Below are 16,167 nucleotides of genomic sequence, written 5' to 3'. Positions count from 1 at the left end.
AGCCATCAGGCGGCGACTGCCATGCAGCCATACCCGGGACCCCCGGGTCCCGCTGATCTTACGAATGACCAGTTCGAACCCACGACAAGAAAGTAGGGCTTCGCCGTGTCCGAAATCGACCGCAACACCGCCGATCTGGTGGCCGCCTGTGCGATGGATCTGTCGTCCGCGGCCCGGGAGTTCGCCGCAGGCGTCATCACCGGCGGCCCCTACACCGCCCAGGCCGCCACCTTGGTCGGACTGGCTCTCCAACTGCTGGCCCAGGCCCAATCCCACGACCACGCCGACGCCACACTGCCCGGGAAGCGGACCGTGGTGGCCCTGTGCGGCTCCACTCGGTTCTGGGCGGAGATGGCCGAGGCCAACGTGCGGGAGACCGCCGCCGGGCGGGTCGTGCTCGCCCCGGGTTGTAACCTGAAGCAGCCGCACGAGCTGTGGGCCACCAGCGGACAGGCCGAACGACTCAAGCCCGTCCTGGACGCCCTGCACCTGTTCAAGGTCGCCGTCGCGGACCAGGTCTTGGTCGTCAATCCCGGTGGATACATCGGATCGTCCACCCGGGCTGAGATCGCCTACGCCCACCAGTTGGGCAAGCCCGTTCGCTACACCCACCCGCAGCCGCCCACGGCGTGACCGCCTGACGAGGCTCGGCCGCGCCCCCTTCCGGTGGCCTCTTTCTCCTGCGGACCACCGGCCTACCCCCGGCCTCCCGCCTTGAGGGGAGGACCGTCACCGGTTCCCACCAGTTCCGTTTCCGAGAAAGGAGAATTCTCATGACCACCTCCATGCCCACACCGCGGCAGGTGACGCTGACCGGTGTCCTGCCCGACTCCGCCTCCATCGAGGTCCACGACGACGGCACCTGTACGTTCTTGCTGCGCCACACCCTTCTGGGGCAGACAGGCGACGCCGCCACGGTCACCGTGCCCTGCCACGTCGGCACCCCTGAAGCCACCGGCGATCTCCGGGCCACCGAGCCCGGCACCCGGATCACCGTCACCGGCTACCTGACCCCGCCCCGCCCTGCCGGACGGGCGACCTTGAGCGTCGAGACGCTGCTCATCGGCGACGTCCCCCCGCAGCAGCGGCTGGAGCCGCAGGAACCGCAGAGCGTACGCCGCTACGGCCCCTACCTGCTGATCGACACCCGCCACCCGGATGGCCGGACGGTCACCCACATCACCACTGGCACCGGCCTGTACGTCGGCTCCGGCCACAACTCCGACACCGTCACTGCCGCCATTACCGGCTGGGAGCGACGCACCCGCTGACCTCTTCCCCACTCCCCTTTGCACAGCGCCTGCCGGTCCCGGTCCTCACACCGGGACCGGCGGGCGCTGCCGTATCCGCACCTTCGCGATTCGTTCCGTTCGACCGGGAGCTCTGACGTTGAAAGCCGTCATTGATCACACCCAGCTCGCCGCCGCCTGCGCCTACGCCGCCCGCGCGCTGCCCGCCCGCCCACCGGTGCCGACCTTGGCCGCCTTCCACCTGCACGCCCAGGACGACGCCCTGGAGGTCTCAGGGTTCGACTACGAGGCCTCAGCCCGGGCCACCGCCGTTGCCCGCGTCACCGAACCGGGCACCCTGGCCGTCCCCGGGCGTCTGCTGGCAGACATTGCCGGCCGGCTGCGCGGCGAGATCCACCTCTCCAGCGACGCCCACCAGTTGACGGTCGAGGCAGGCGCCGCCCGCTTCACCCTGCACACCCTGCCGCTAGAGGAGTACCCGGCCCTGCCCCGGCCCCCGGCCACCGCCGGCACCCTGCCCGGCGACCTGCTGGCCACCGCGGTCGCCCAGGTCGCCACCGCCGCTGCCCGCGACGAGACCCTGCCCGTCCTCACGGGCATCCAACTGGCCGCCACCGCTGAGGGACTCACCCTGGCGGCCACCGACCGCTACCGCATCGCGGTCCGCACCATCCCCTGGGCGCCCACCGACCCCGGACGCGCCAGCCGAGCACTGATCCCCGCCAAGACGTTGGTCGACCTCGCCAAGGACCTCACCGGCGGCGATGTCGCCCTCGCCCTACCCGACGGCACCGGCGTGATCGGCCTCACCGCGCCGGGCCGCACCGGCACCGCCCGCGCTCTGGACGGCGAACTACCGGACCACCGGCCGTTCTTCGCCGCCGAGCACGCCACCGAGGTCACCGTCGACGCCGCCGCTCTGGCCACTGCGGTCGAGCGCGTCGCCCTGGTCGCCGAACGCAACACCCCGGTCCGGCTCACCGTGCAGGCCGGGCACATCGCCATTGAGGCCGGCGCCACCGACGACGCCCTGGCCCGTGACCGCGTCGACGCCGATGTGGACGGCACCCCAATGGCGATCGCCTTCAACCCCGGCTTCCTGTTGGACGGCCTGAAGGCCCTCGGCGCCGACACGCTCCGCCTCGGGCTGCGCACCCCCACCAAGCCCGCCGCACTGCGCACCGCCACCGGCGGCGCTCACGACCCCGCCTATCTGCTCATGCCGGTCCGTCTCAGCGCCTGACCCGGCGAACCGGCCTCCAGCGGCGCCCTCCCACCCCTGCTCGGGGCGGGAGGGCGCCAGTTGTTACCCGACCCTCCACCACTCATCTGGGAGGACCGATGTCCATCACCTCGTCTCCGGGCTGCGGCCCGGGGCTGCGCCCGGCCATGCTGCTGGACTGGGCGGCCGGACAGATCCGACACGCCGCCGCCGCCGCATGGCCCGGCGCCGACATCTGCCTGCACGACCATGTCCCCAGCGCCACCGGCTACGTGAAGCGCCTCACCGTCGACGGCCGCCCGCTGTACGCGAAGCTGTCCGTCCTGGGCGCGTCGCTGGTCTCGGTGCTGCGCGGCCTGCACGGCACCTGGGACCAGGTGCAGGACCGGCAGCGCGCCTACGCCGCCCGGCCCGACCACCTGCTGCACCGGGAGGCGGCCCACCTGCGACTGCTGGCCGAGTTGGGGCGGCCGCGGGTGCCGGCGGTGGCCGGGCTCCACCACGGTGTGCTGTTCACCGAACCCGCCACCGGCCCCAGCCTGGCCGCCCACCTGGCCCGGCATCCCGACCAGACGGCCGCATCGTTGGAGGAGGTCTGCGTCGACCTGCAGCGGCTGCACACCCTGGACCCGGCCGTGCTGGGCACGGCACAGGTGATCTCCGAACGGTCCATTCCCGCCACGTTCGCCCGGAAGTTCATCATCCCCGACAGCGATGCCTACCTGCGGCAGATCGGCGCCCCACGCCTGCCCGAGGCCCACCGCCGCGTGGTGGAGGTGGAGATGCGGGCGGCCGCACGGCACGTCACCCACCGCCCGCTCCCGGCCGGACCGGTGACACTGGTCTACGGAGACCTCAAGCCCGAACACGTCATCCACCCCCCGGACGGCAGCGGTCTGGTGCTACTGGACCCGGGACTGCGCCCGGCCAACGCCGCCGAGGACCTGACCCGGCTGATCAGCCGCACCCTGCTGATGGCCGTCACCGGGCTGATCCCAGGCGGTGCCCGGACGGTCGTCGAGCAGGTCGCCGCGTTCGTCGCCGACATCGCCCGCACGATGCCCGCCCCGGACCTCTGGCTGCGAGAGACGACCACGCTGTGGCTGATGGACACCCTCAACATCACCAGCACCTACCTGACCGCCCCGCCCGGCCTGCCCATGCCGCCCCTCGCACACGCCGTGACCGACCACGCGACGGCGGTGGCGGCGATGGTCCACCAGGCGTCCCTGGCCCTGACGAGCTCCGCAGACGGCGACCGGGCCTGGGAACGGGCGATCTCCTGCGCCCACACGGCGGTGACACCATGATCGCCCTGCCGACTGTCGGGGTGCTGGGCACCGGCGCCGTAGGGCAGGCCGTCGCCGGCGCCCTGGTCGCCTCCGGCCTGTGCGGCGAGCTGCTGATCGCCTCCCGCACCCACGCCCAAACCGAAGCGCTGGCCGCCGACCTGGACGACATGCGCACCGCACTGGGCTCACCCGCCCGCCCCCGCGCCTGCCGCCCGGCCGACCTGACCACCTGCCACGCTGTGGTCGTCGCCGCCCGCGCCCACTTCACCAACACCCACCACCGCGACGTGCGGATGGGCGGCGCCACCGCGAACGCCCCGATAATCCGTCGCATCGGCCACCAAGTGCTGCGCGGCTACCCCGGAGTGGTCCTGGTGGTCACCAACCCGGTCGACCTGATGACCCGACTCCTGGCCGAAGCCTGCGGCGGCACCCGCGTTTTCGGTATCGGATCCAGCCTGGACACCGCCCGCTACCGGCTCCTGCTAGCCCACCACTTGGCCGTGCCCGTCGAGCAGATCCACGGACACGTCATCGGCGAACACGGCGACGCCGCAGTGATCTGCGCCTCGTCCACCACCGTCGCCGGCCACCCGGCCGCAGTGCCGGTGGAGACCATCCGCGCCGCGCTGGCCGCCCGACCGGGACGGATCAGCGCCGGCATTGGTCGGACCCGCACCGGCCCGGCCGGAGCCGTCCTCGCCGCACTGCGGCACCTCTTGGGAGACGCCCCGGGAGTGATCGAGTTGTCCCGGCCCTGGCGCGGCGGGGTGTGGCTGGGCCTGCCGCTCGCCGTGAAGGCCGGCGTGCCCACCATCCGACTCCCGGAGTTGTCACCGCAGGAGACCGCCGAACTCGACGCGGCCGCAGCCAAACTCGCCACCGCCTACCACCACCTGACCAGTACGCCCACCCCCGCACAGGAGAGGACCTCATGACCCCCACCGCCATGCGCCTGCACGCCGGCCCCGCGACCGCGACTGTGACCGGCCCGCCCGCCGTCGTCGACTGGGTCAGCCGCTACGTCACCCCCTGGTGGCACACCACCAAAGTCACCCCGGGCGCCACCGGCAGCGATGGCGAGCCGCGCATCGAAGCCGCCGTCGACCCCGACCGCTACACCGAGGCCGCTGGCCGCCTCGCCGCCACCCGCAACGAGGAGGTTTCCTACGCCCGCTCCCCGATGCTCCTGACCCGACACACCGACGGCACGACCCTGGCCGTCTCCCCGGCCCAACAACTCTCCTACCGCTCTGACCCGGCCACCGGGCGCCTGGACATCGTCGGGGCCGGAGAGGAAACGGTGGCCACCGCCACGGCCCGCCTGGCGCGCGAGGCCGTCCGCGGGGTGTTGCTGCGCTCGGGCTGGGTGATCCTGCACGCCTCCGCCGCCGTCCACGGCAACCGCGCCGCTCTCGCCTTCGGTGGCAAGGGCGCGGGCAAGACCACCCTGGCGTTCACTCTCGCCCGCACCGGGAACTGGTCGCTGCTGGCCAACGACCGGGTCTTCGCCCGCGTCGAGAAGAACGGACGGGTGCGGGTGCTGCCCTGGCCCGCCGCCGCGGCCGTCGGCCTCGGCCTGCTGGATGCCCTCGGCTGGTACGAGACCGTCCGGGGCCGGTTGGCCGCCGGCGAGCGCCTGCACCCCACCGTCGACCCCCGCGTCACCGCCGCCCTGGCGGCTGGACGACGGGAGCCGCTGTGGGAAGGGCGACGGGAACTCAAGGCGCAGGTCTGGCCGCACCAGCTTGCCGACTGGTTCGGCCTGGACCTGATCGACGGCGCGGAGGCTACCGCGCTGCTATTCCCCACCTTCACTTCTGATGCCGCCCCGGCCCGCATCGCGGGCGGCCGCGAACTGGGGGAGAGCGACTTCATGGCCGGGGTGACCGAGGACCGCTACCCGGACGTTCTCGATCTGGTCCGCGTCCCCATCGGCGGCGCAGCCCGGGCCCGCACAGCCGTGACCGAGACTCTCCATCGGCTGCCCCGCCACGAGGTGACGCTGACCCACAACACCACCGCCACCGCCAAGATGCTGGCCGATCTGACGTTGTAGGACACCGGCCGCCTCCCGGCGGACCTATCGCGCCCCTCACTCCGCCGCCGGAAGTGAGGGGCGCTTCGCCGTGTTCGGGGGCGGTCCGAGGGAATGCTCGACCGGTCCCGTCGGGGAAAGACGAGATGCGCCGGCCACGATGTGGCCGGCATCGGTCCAGGCCACCCCCCACTCTCTCGATCGGTCCGGCCCTCAAGAAGATCGACAGGTCCGTCAGTGTACGGCCACCCACGCGCTGACCAATCCGCAGACGGCCGCGCGGCCAACATGAAGGCGGCTCCTTCCGCTGTGGGAAGGAGCCGTCTGGGGTTCGGTGGTCAGGCTCGGCTCAGCAGCCCGGCCAGGTGTGTGACGGTGCGGTCGGCCAGGTGGGGGCCGATGAGCTGGACGCTCAGCGGCAGCCCGTCGGAGGTCTTCTCCAGCGGGACGGTGGCCGCGGGCAGGCTCGCGACGCCGGCGAGGTTGAGCCAGGTGGTCTGGTCCCAGTAGCCGCGGCGTTGGCCGTCGACGGTGATGTACCGCTCGGGGACGGGCACGCCGGTCTGGTCGGGCACGGCGGCCGTCGGCGCGGCCGGGGTGATGAGGACATCGACGTCGCGGAAGTAGTCCGCCCACTGGCGGCGCAGCCGCACGCGCCGTTCGTGGGCCAGCATCCAGTCCCGGTGCCGCATGGTGCGGGACCGCAGATAGAAGGCGTTGGGGGACTGGTCGTCCTCGGGGAGTTTCTCGGCGGCCTCGACCTCGGCGGCGAACGCGGCCGCCGGAGCGGTGGCGGCCGCGCTCGCATACATCAGGGACTGGAACAGTTGGTCGGAGTCGGCCATGCTGACCGGCCGTGAGGTGGCGTCCACGCGGGCGCCGGCGTCGCGCAGCCGCCGGGAGACCCGGTCGAGCAGGGCGCGGGTGGCGGAGTCGACCCGGCAGTACGGGTCGTCGGCCCACAGGCCGACGCGGTACTCGCCCAGCCGCTTGTGCCGGGGGGCGGGCAGCCGCAGCCGCCACGCGGCGGCCTCCTCCGGCGGAGGCCCGGCCAGGACGTCGAGGGCGAGGTCGAGGTCGGCCGCGCTGCGCCCGAGCGGTCCCAGGGTGAGCATGTCGGAGGACGTCAGCCAGCCGGGCGGGCGCGGGATGTGGCCGCGGGTGGGCACGATGCCGTGGCTGGTGCGCAGGCTGTGGACCCCGCAGTAGTGGGCGGGCAGCCGCAGGGAGCCCGCCAGGTCGCTGCCGACGTCCAGCGGACTCAGGCGGGCGGCCACCGCGGCGGCCGGGCCACCAGAGGAACCGCCCGCGGTGCGGGAGGAGTCGTGCGGGTTGGGGGTGGTACCGAACAGCTCGTTGCCGGTCTGGATGTCCTGGCACATCGGCGGGGTGTTGGTCTTGCCCAGGACGATCGCGCCGGCCGCGCGGAGCCGGGCCACGGCGTCCGCGTCCTGGTCGGGGATGTGCCGGGCCAGGTCGGTCGCGCCGCACGTGGTGCGCAGCCCCGCCGTCTCCAGAGAGTCCTTGAGCGTGATCGGCAGCCCGAGCAGCGTTCCCCCTTGTCCGCGGGCTCGCTGCCGGTCGGCCTCCTTGGCGGCCGCCAGGGCGCCTTCTGCATCGACGATGACGACCGCGTTGTACTCCGGATGGCGCGTGATGCGGTCCAGGTGCGCGGCGGTCAGCTCGCGGCTGGAGACCTTGCCACGGTTCAGGGCGTCCAGCTGCTCGGCGGCGGACAGGCGCGTCAGGTCCATGAAGGGGCGGATTCCTTTCCGGCGTCGGCGGTGGTGAAGTGGGCGGCGATGCGCACCAGCGCGCGGACGTCGTCGTCCGGGGTGCGCAGGTCCTCGCGGGTGGCGGCGTCGGCGTACTCGGCCGGATCCTGGGGGGGCTCGCCGCGCCGGTAGGCGGCCAGCGCGGCACGGAGCTGGTCGGCGGTGACGGCGGCGGCCAGCTCCGTGCCAGTGAGCCCGGCGGCGCGGTGGCGCTCCTCGGCCGCGCGGCGGACCGGCTCGGCCAGATGGTGCCGCAGAGCCCATTGCCCGTCGCGGATCTCCACGGCCCGGCGGTACAGGTGCCACGGGGCGCGCAGGATCCGCAGCCGTGAGGTGAACGGAGTGCCGGGCTGGAGGGCGATGGTGGGCACCGCTTGGTGCAGCGCCTCCCACAGCGGCGTCAGGGCCTGGTAGTCGCGCCAGGCGCGGCCCCAGGCCCGCATCCACGGAATGGTGTGCACGGCCACGGTCGGGACGAACCAGCCGATCAGGACGAGCGTGCTGCCGCCGTCGGCGCAGATCCACGCGAAGTCCTCGAAGCCACGCGGCAAGGGAGGCAGACCGAGCAGGGCGGTGGCGATGGCGGCCAGACGGACGGCGCTGTAGCCGAACGTCAGCACGGCGCCGGCCGCGACGATCCGCAGCCCGCGGGCGATCCAGATCTCACCGGTGCGGCGTGCGACCCGCAGGCACCCTGCGGCGAGGTACGCCTCGCCGATGATGTAGGCGATGATGTAGAGCGTCAGATAGCCCTGGTAGACGCCATCGTGCAGGTAGTTGACGGTGAAGCCCTGCGGTACGGACCGGCCGGTCGGAGTGAGCTGGAAGAACAGCATCGCCAGTGCGGTGACGACCGCCGCCCCGGCCGCCAGCGACCAGCGAGACCGCCGCCGGGCCTGCTCCGGCGGCAGGTCCCAGTGGGCCAGGACGGCCGGCTGGAGCGCCAGCATGGCCACCACGGATCCGAAGGCGGCGAGGATGCCGGTGGAGGGGCGGCCGGTGAGGTCGTCCAGCGCCCGCCAGACCGGCTCCAGCGACACCAGGAACGAGACGGCGGAGAAGCCGTAGACCCCGGCGAGAGTGGCCAGGGCGCGGTCGCGGCGCAGACGCTCGGGCGGCCAGAGCAGGAGCAGGAAGCCGAGACCGGCCAGGGCCAGGCATATGGGGTGGAGAAGCTGCTGCACGGTCTACCTCCCGAGACGCAGCAGCGTCTGCGCCACGCGGTCGGTGATGCGATGGACAGGGCGGCGGTGGACGTGCTGCTGGAGATAGGAGCCGATCAACTCGGCCTCCTGCTCGTCCCGGTGTTCGTAGTCGCTGCGGCCCAGCATCATCCGCGCCACCGCCGGATCGAGCGTGGGCACCAGCCGGTCGGGGACGGGATTCACCGGCCCGGACGCCGGCCCTCCCCGGTGGTTGCGCAGAATGTGCCCCAGTTCGTGCGCGATGATGTGGTCTTGGTGGAAGCGGCTGGTCTCCGGGTGGACGAAGACGTAGTCGACACCGGATGCGCGGATCCACATGCCGCACAGGCCCCGGCCGGTGCCGGCGGGGGCGGGCATCAGGCGGATCGGGCGGCCGGTGCGCTCCTCGATGGCGGGCAGCAGGTCCCGGATGCTGTCCGCCGGTGGCAGACCGAGGCCGCGGACGAAGCGGCGACTGTCCCGGTGAGGGAAGGTTCCGAGCTTCATGGGTGGCCCTCTGTGGCGTCACCGCCGGATTCGGTCTCCAGGCCCTCGCGGTGGCGGATCTCCTCGATGGCGGCCAGGACCTGCTCCAGGCTCTGGGGCGACAGACCGGCGACCCGGGTGGCGACCCGCTGCACCCCGCTGTCGCGCAGATGTTGGACGACCTCCAGTTCCGCGTCGACCCGGGCGGCGGTGGCGTCGTCGAAGAAGTAGCCGACGGGCACCCCGAAGAAAGCGGCGAGGGTCTCCAGTTGCCGTCGGGAGGGATTGGTCGCCCGCCCCGTGCGCAGCTTCCACAGATAGACGTGGGAGATGGTCTCGCCGCCGCGCTCCCGCAGCAGCTCGGCGACTTCCTGGTTCGAGTACGCCCCCCGGTGTGGTGGGTGCACCGTCTCGAACAGGTGATTCAGGCGGGCGACGAATGTATCCGTCGGCCCCGTGGGCTCTGTGGGCATGACGCTCTCCTGGAAACCCTGATCACTGTGAGTTGACGCTGTTCTGGCTGGTGTGTCAGATTCACCAGGGAGATTAACTGTAGTTAATCTTCCGTTCCAGTCGGCCTGCTCGCCACTGGCGGCACCGGCCGGCAACGGGGGTTCGCGCCGATCATCCGGCGTACAAACCGCGGACCATAGCCAGATACGGGAGCCCAGCGCACATGACCACCGTGCAGCCTCATCCGCTTTCGCCAGCTTGGGATGCGATCGAGTCCGACCACCTGGGGAACCTACCGCACCCCCGGCAGAGCGAGGCGACGCCGTGATGACGCTGGAGGACCTCACCACAGGGGAGAACGCCCTGCTCCGCCCGGGAGACGCCTGCCAGGGGAGCCGGGCCGTGGACGAGGTGGAGACGGCCGATACGCGCTGGCGCCTGCCCCGCGGGACCAAGCGCCTGCGGGACGGGCTGGTCGTCGTACCGCCGCCCGACCGGAAGGTGGTGGACGATCCCCGGCCGGTACTGCGAACCCTGGTGAGTCAGGGCGCGGCCGCGTTGGTCGTCGTCGACTCCGAAGTCGGCCCCCGGCGGTCTCCGGCCTGGGCGACTCCCGGGCTGCTGGCGGTGGCGCGCAGCGTGGGACTGCCGCTGCTGACCCCCACCCGGGCGTCCACCGTGCCGGAGGTCCAGGCGCGTATCCTGCGCCGCCAGTACGAGACGCTGCGCATCGTGCACGAGCAGACCACCCGACTGCTGACGGAGGCCCGCCGACTGGACGCGGCGGGCGAGGGGCCGGGGCCGCTGCTGAGCTGGCTGAGCAAGGCCACCGACAGCAAGATCACCATCATCAGTCGGCAGAGCCAGGTATGGGCAGGGCTGGCCGAACACAACCAGGTGCTGGAGCGGCTCATCGCCGGACGCCTGCACAGCGCGACGGTGGAGGCGGACGGACGCCACGTGCGGCTGCACGCGATCGGCGCCACCGCTCCGCACCAGGTGCTGGCCGCCGTCCGAGACACCCCGTGGTCCCGCCACGCCGGCGAGCTGATCGACCAGGCGGCCGGCCAGGTGGCGCTGCTTCAGCAGCCCTTGGCGCTGCGCGCCCGAGAGCGGCGGTTGCGCCAGACGGAGATGGCCGTCAAGGTGAGCGTGCTTCAGTACCTGATGGCCGGTGACGTGGTGCAGGCGACCCGCACGGCCGCGCCCCTGCTGCCCTCCCTGGGCAGCACGGATGCCTGCGAGGTGGCCGTGCTGCGCTGCGCGCCGGGCGAGGAGCGATCCGCCGTGGTGGCCGCCTGTGACGAGGCGCTGGGCGGGCGGGCTCTGGTGGTGATGTGCCCGGCCGTGGACACCCACGTCATCATGGTCCACCCTCGGACCGACGACCACCCGGAGGCCGCGCGGCTGCTGAGGCCGGTCGTGGCCGCCGATCCGCAGCGGGCGGTGGGGGTGAGCCGGCCCGCCCCGTGGACTCGGGTCGAGCCTGCCTACACCGCGGCGACCGAGGCCCTGGTGCGGGCCGAGAGCCTGGACGAGCGGGTGTGGGTGGCCGACGGTTCCGCGCCGCTGGCGGAGTTGCTGCCACCGTCGGCACGGGCCTGGGCGGCGGCCTTGCTCAGCCCGCTGGACGAACTGCCGGACACGGAACGGCAGGAGCTGTGCGACACCGCCCACTTGGCGCTGATTTTCAGCCCGGCACGAGCGGCCAAGCTGCTGGGGAAGGGAGAAGAAGAGGCCGAGGCCGTCTGGATGGAGCTGACTCCTGCCACGGCCAAGGCCCTCGGACTCGACGACCTGCCCCATGGTCGGGTGCACCGCAGCCGCAACACCATCTCCCGGAAGCTCAGCGAGCTGATGGAGAGGGTGGGACTGGACCGCACCCAGGTGGCGCACCGCGCCGTGCTGGACCTGGCGCTGCAACTGGCCGCGCTCCCCGCACCGCCGCCTGACACGGCCATCCCCACGCTGACGGAGGTCCTCGAGGAGGAGGCGGCACGAGAGTGGGCGGGCCGCCTGCTGGCTCCGGTGGACGACCCCAAGAAGCTGGGCCTGCTGACCATGTGGGCGGAGTGCAACGCGGCGTTGAAGGAGGTGGCTGAGGTCCTGGGGCGGCACCGCAACACCGTCGCCCGCGGCTTGGCGGAGGTATCGGCGGCGATCTCCAGGCACCTGACCGATCCCGGCCGCGGCCAGCACGATGCCTGGCTCGCTCTGGCGATCGACCCTGGGGGAGAGGGACTGCTCGGTATGCTGCCGGCCTTTGCGGTGTCTCCCCCCGGCAGCGGGGAGCCGAAGGTTCACGGAGCTCACATGTGCGACGAACTTGCCGGCGCAACGATCTGCCGGGACGGCACCCCGGACACCCGCATATCAGGCGCCCCCGCCTCCACCTCTGGTATCTACGACGCCCTTCTGGGCGGCAAGGACAACTACACCGCCGACCAGTTGGCGGCCCGCGAGCTGCTCACGGTCTGGCCGACCGCGCCGCTGTGCGCCCAGGTCAACCGCGCCTTCGTCCTTCGCTCTGCCCGCTGGCTCGCCGAAGAGGTCGGCATCCGCCAGTTCCTCGATCTCGGGTGCGGTATGCCCGATACCCGGGGCAACCTGCACGAGGTCGTTCAAGGCGTCGACCCGAAGGCCCGGATCCTCTACGTCGACAACGATCCCAAAGTGTTGACGCGCGCCCAGGCCCTGATGCGCGGTACCGATTATCTGGATGCGGACGTCACCGACCCCGATCGCATCCTGTCCTCACCACATCTGTCGGCCACTTTGGACATGGATCAGCCGGTTGCCGTCTACCTGTGCGCCGTGCTGCACTTCCTGCCGGACGACCAGGACCCATGGGGCATCGTTCGCCGCTTCACCGACGCCTTGGCGCCGGGTAGCCATGTGGTGATCAGCCACGCGACCAGTGATTTTGCTCCCGAGGTTCTGGTCCAAGCCCGCGAAATCTACGAGCGCTACGGCCTGATCTCCACCACGACCCGGGCCCGCGACATGGCTGACATCGCGCGGCTGGCGGACGGACTGGAGCTGGTCGCGCCCGGTATCGTGCCGCCTCACCGCTGGCACCCGGAGGCCCCCACCGACCTGCCGGACGATGCCGATATCAACTTCTACGCCCTGATCGGCTGCAAGAAGTAGCCGCTGGAGACGTCGAGGGCCTGGCACCGGGCTTTCCGGTGCCAGGCCCTTATTTGTGGCCCCTGCGGCATGACACCAGTAAGCGGCCATCGTGCACGATGCACACCGCGTGGGCGGCAGATTGAGCACGATGCACCACGAAAAACGGCCGTTGAGCACGATGCACCACGCCCAGGCGGCGGATCGAGCACGATGCACAATGCGCGGATTGCGCGATCTCCTTAGCGTCCTGGATGACCTCACCGCTCGGCGCGGTGTCCGTCAATCCCCAGGAGGATCGCTGTGTCTGCGCCTGCCCTCGCTTCTCCGGTGACCGTGCTGGCCACGCCCCTCGTGCTGCCCCGGCTGACCACTTGGCTGGGCAGGGCGGGCTACCGGGTACGCGACGGCCAGACGCTCGTGGCTTCCTCGGCGCAGCCGAACCCACCCGTCGGTGAGACGGCCGATGACACCTGCGGCGGGCACCTGCTGGCCGAGACCCGCGCCTGTGGCGGCGTCGCCCGGCGCGGTCACCTGCTCAGCGAGACCCGTCCCTCCGCGCTGTGGGACGGCAGCGGTGGCACGCTGGTCACCTACCTGCCGGAAACCACCCGCGCCGTCGTCACCACCGACCTCCTGACCCGGCTTCCCGCGCCCGTTCTGTGGCTCCAGCTCGCCCCCATGCCGCTGGAGGACGCGCATTTCCTGGCCCGCCGCGCCCGCGCCGCTGGCGCCACGATGTTCCACGCCCCCTACCTCCAGGATCCCGCAGGCTGGGCGCTGCCCGCGGACCCGAGCGTCCAGGATCGGCCCGCCTGCCTGGTCTACGGTCCGGTCGCCGTCACCAGCCGTGGCCGGGCCGACGCCCTGGTCCGCGCCGTCTCCTGGTACGCCCGCTGGACCGGCCCGCTGGAGAGTGAGATCGACTCCCCGTGTCGGCAGGAACTGCTCGGCCTGGGCGACCACGTCCTCCAGCACCGCGGCCACCTCCTCCTGTGACCTCCATGCCGCCCCCGTGCGCTTGTCGCGCGGCCACGCCGCATCGCGCACGGATTGGAAGACGAAGTACGACGAAGGAGCACCAGCCCATGACCATCACCCAAACCGACACCACACGCGCCGGTTTCACCGTCGTCACGCCCGAGGACCTGGAGCGCGAGTATCCGGCCGTCCCGCTGTACGAGGGCATCACGGCCTACCCCGTGGCCTGGACCGACCCTGTCAACGGTGAGCGTCTGCCGCGCGAGGCGTTCGTCCGCTTCGAACCGGGCGCCGGCTACCCCGAGCAGGACGTCCACGCCGACAGCTCGGAGACGGTACTCGTCCTGCTCGGTCTGCTGGAGGACGAGAACGGCTCCTACACCCCCGGCACCCGCATCGAGGGGGCCCGCGGCAGCTTCCACACCCCGCGCTCCTCCACCGGCTGCCTGCTGTACGTCACGTTCCCGGACCGGTGACCACAGTGACGACCACCATCACCCCGACGACGCGGCTCGACGCTGCCTTCCGGCGCACACGGAAGGCCGGACGGGCGGCACTGATCGGCTACCTTCCGGCCGGATACCCCGACATCTCAAGCAGCATCGAGGCGCTGCGGACGCTGAGCTGGCACGTGGACGTGCTGGAGGTCGGCCTGCCCTACGGCAAACCGGCACTGGACGGCCCGGACATCACCCGAGCGACCCGGACCGCGCTCGCCTCCGGCACCACCCCGGCCGTCGTAATGGAAATTCTCAGAGAAACCACCGCGACCACCAGCGTCCCGGTGGTGCTGATGAGCTACTGGGAACCAATCCGGTCCATCGGCCCCGAAGCCATGGCCGCCGCCGTCGCCGCAACAGGAGCGGCCGGCGTGATCCTGCCGGACCTGCATCCCTCCGGCCGCGGCGCCGCCCGCTGGCTGACCGCCGCCGCCCGGCACGGGATCGCCACCACCTTCCTGGCCGGCGAAGGGCAGCTCTCGGACGCCGCGGCGAACTCGACCAACTGGATCTACCTGCCCGCATCACCGGGAACCACCGGAACCGGTGTGCTCGACTTGGCCAACCTCCGCCACCGAGCCAGGCAGGTAAGGCAACTGACCCATGCCCCGATCTGCACCGGCATGGGCATCTCCAGCCCGGAACTCGCCGCCGCCGTCGCCCCCGTGGTGGACGGCGTGGTCGTCGGCTCCGCCTTCGTCCGGGCCGTGCAGCGCACTGCCGGCGGTCGGGTCGACCTCGGCCTCCTCGACCACCGCGCCGCCCGCTATGCCGCGACACTACGCGAGGTCCCCGGCGGCCGACCGCCCGCACTGGCGGCCTCGTGACCCTCGAGTCCGACCGGTGCACGCAGCCCGGTCACGGCGCCCTGTCACCGCGGATCACCAGGGGCGGCCGTCCAGGTCGCCAAACGTGTTCGGCCGCCCCGGGCATCCATCCATCCCGTACGCAGACGAGACGGAGACCCATCCTGCCATGCACCGAGCCGCCACCCGCAAGACCGTGACACCGCGAGCACCGCCGCGCCACGCCCGACTCCCGCAGCCGACCGTTTCCTGACACCGGATCACGGGCCGCAGCAACACAGACCACCGGGGACGGGCCGTCCAGGTCGCCAACCACAGCCGGCCACCCCGGGCATCCATCCACACCAGACGGAGACAACCACATGCGTAACCTCACGCGCCGGATCGCCACCGGCGCCGCCACCCTGGCCCTGCTCACCGGCGGCGCCGTCGCCATGGCGCCGTCCGCCGCCGCCGTCGGCAGCTCGGCCTGCACGAAGAACGTGACCGACTACAACGGGTACACGACCGCGTCAGCCGTCCACCTCCGCAGCGGCCCGAGCACCGGGTACACCTCCAAGGGGCTGCTCTACCGGTCCACCGACGTCCGCGTGTACTGCACCGCCAAGTCCGGCTCCTGGAGCTACCTGAAGGTCACCAGCGGTGCCAACAGCGGAAAGTACGGATGGGTCAGCAGCAGCTACATCCGGAAGCATGTGCGCACCTGCATTCCCGAGGACTACAGCTGCCACAAATGATGGCGCAAGCCCACAAAGCCGCATGAAACGGCTTCCGTGAGGCCGGTGGCCGCACCCGGTGCACCGGGTGCGGCCACCGACACCTGGAAACTCCCGCTCCTCCAAGGCTCGGGCCGGCCGCCCTACGGCAACCGGCCCTCCCGGCAGCGCGCGGAGGCGGTCCGCAACAACCGGAACAAGGGAAAGGCACCACGTACACGGTGTCCGGCCGCAGCGAGCGCGACCCGACCGCGGGCGACTCCGCCGAGGAAGGTCGCGAACACAACCGCCATGTCAGACCGTTCTTTCACCGGGGCGAAAGACCGCAGCCCGTG

Annotated in this window: 15 protein-coding genes; 11 read left to right on the top strand and 4 right to left on the bottom strand. The window is 71.9% G+C overall.

What is annotated here, in order from left to right; genetic code table 11:
* The first annotated feature begins 255 nt into the window (after positions 1-255).
* From IF47_RS0125655 to IF47_RS0125630, 6 genes are all read left to right on the top strand, one after another.
* Complete coding sequence (locus IF47_RS0125655; protein WP_051718232.1) at positions 256-633, top strand: hypothetical protein; 378 nt, start codon at positions 256-258, stop codon at positions 631-633.
* Positions 634-773: 140 nt separating this feature from the next.
* Positions 774-1,271, top strand: a complete 498-nt coding sequence (locus tag IF47_RS0125650) for a hypothetical protein (RefSeq protein WP_031511385.1) — start codon at positions 774-776, stop codon at positions 1,269-1,271.
* Between the two features lie 118 nt (positions 1,272-1,389).
* Entirely contained in the window at positions 1,390-2,493 is a 1,104-nt protein-coding gene (gene dnaN, locus IF47_RS0125645; protein ID WP_031511384.1) for a DNA polymerase III subunit beta, read from the top strand.
* Positions 2,494-2,591: 98 nt separating this feature from the next.
* Positions 2,592-3,782 carry a phosphotransferase gene (locus IF47_RS0125640; RefSeq protein ID WP_051718229.1) on the top strand — a complete coding sequence of 397 codons (1,191 nt, stop codon included), beginning with the start codon at positions 2,592-2,594 and terminating at the stop codon, positions 3,780-3,782.
* Positions 3,779-4,702 carry a lactate/malate family dehydrogenase gene (locus IF47_RS0125635; RefSeq protein WP_031511382.1) on the top strand — a complete coding sequence of 308 codons (924 nt, stop codon included), beginning with the start codon at positions 3,779-3,781 and terminating at the stop codon, positions 4,700-4,702. The genes IF47_RS0125640 and IF47_RS0125635 overlap by 4 nt, the downstream gene beginning before the upstream one ends.
* On the top strand, positions 4,699-5,823 hold the full coding sequence (locus IF47_RS0125630) for a hypothetical protein (protein WP_031511381.1): 1,125 nt from the start codon (positions 4,699-4,701) through the stop codon (positions 5,821-5,823). Before IF47_RS0125635 ends, IF47_RS0125630 begins: the two co-directional genes overlap by 4 nt.
* Positions 5,824-6,140: 317 nt before the next feature.
* Here IF47_RS0125630 and IF47_RS0125625 read toward each other — a convergent pair whose 3' ends face one another.
* The 4 genes from IF47_RS0125625 to IF47_RS0125610 are packed head-to-tail and all read right to left on the bottom strand — an operon-like array spanning position 6,141 to position 9,720.
* Positions 6,141-7,556 (bottom strand): amidase, encoded by a 1,416-nt coding sequence (locus tag IF47_RS0125625; RefSeq protein WP_031511380.1) that lies wholly within the window; start codon positions 7,554-7,556, stop codon positions 6,141-6,143.
* A complete protein-coding gene (locus IF47_RS0125620) occupies positions 7,547-8,761 on the bottom strand; it encodes an MAB_1171c family putative transporter (RefSeq protein WP_031511379.1) in 1,215 nt (404 codons plus the stop codon). Before IF47_RS0125620 ends, IF47_RS0125625 begins: the two co-directional genes overlap by 10 nt.
* 3 nt (positions 8,762-8,764) lie before the next feature.
* The gene (locus tag IF47_RS0125615; RefSeq protein ID WP_051718228.1) at positions 8,765-9,268 is read right to left on the bottom strand and encodes a M78 family metallopeptidase domain-containing protein; all 504 of its coding nucleotides are present in this window, start codon (positions 9,266-9,268) and stop codon (positions 8,765-8,767) included.
* A complete protein-coding gene (locus IF47_RS0125610) occupies positions 9,265-9,720 on the bottom strand; it encodes a helix-turn-helix domain-containing protein (RefSeq protein WP_031511377.1) in 456 nt (151 codons plus the stop codon). Before IF47_RS0125610 ends, IF47_RS0125615 begins: the two co-directional genes overlap by 4 nt.
* Positions 9,721-10,027: 307 nt before the next feature.
* Between IF47_RS0125610 and IF47_RS31280 the strand changes: the two genes are divergently transcribed.
* From IF47_RS31280 to IF47_RS28285, 5 genes are all read left to right on the top strand, one after another.
* Complete coding sequence (locus IF47_RS31280) at positions 10,028-12,850, top strand: SAM-dependent methyltransferase (RefSeq protein WP_211257273.1); 2,823 nt, start codon at positions 10,028-10,030, stop codon at positions 12,848-12,850.
* Positions 12,851-13,132: 282 nt separating this feature from the next.
* The gene (locus tag IF47_RS0125600) at positions 13,133-13,828 is read left to right on the top strand and encodes a hypothetical protein (RefSeq protein WP_169745241.1); all 696 of its coding nucleotides are present in this window, start codon (positions 13,133-13,135) and stop codon (positions 13,826-13,828) included.
* An 89-nt stretch (positions 13,829-13,917) separates the two neighbouring features.
* Entirely contained in the window at positions 13,918-14,286 is a 369-nt protein-coding gene (locus tag IF47_RS28985; RefSeq protein WP_051718227.1) for a cupin domain-containing protein, read from the top strand.
* Positions 14,283-15,137, top strand: coding sequence for a tryptophan synthase subunit alpha (gene trpA, locus IF47_RS0125590; RefSeq protein ID WP_157840052.1), 855 nt, complete (start codon positions 14,283-14,285; stop codon positions 15,135-15,137). Before IF47_RS28985 ends, trpA begins: the two co-directional genes overlap by 4 nt.
* 341 nt (positions 15,138-15,478) lie before the next feature.
* Complete coding sequence (locus IF47_RS28285; protein WP_106982652.1) at positions 15,479-15,853, top strand: SH3 domain-containing protein; 375 nt, start codon at positions 15,479-15,481, stop codon at positions 15,851-15,853.
* The last annotated feature ends 314 nt before the right edge of the window (positions 15,854-16,167 follow it).

Source organism: Streptomyces megasporus (genome assembly GCF_000718985.1).
In the GTDB taxonomy this organism is placed as follows: domain Bacteria; phylum Actinomycetota; class Actinomycetes; order Streptomycetales; family Streptomycetaceae; genus Streptomyces; species Streptomyces megasporus.
This window is presented reverse-complemented; position numbering and strand designations above follow the sequence as displayed.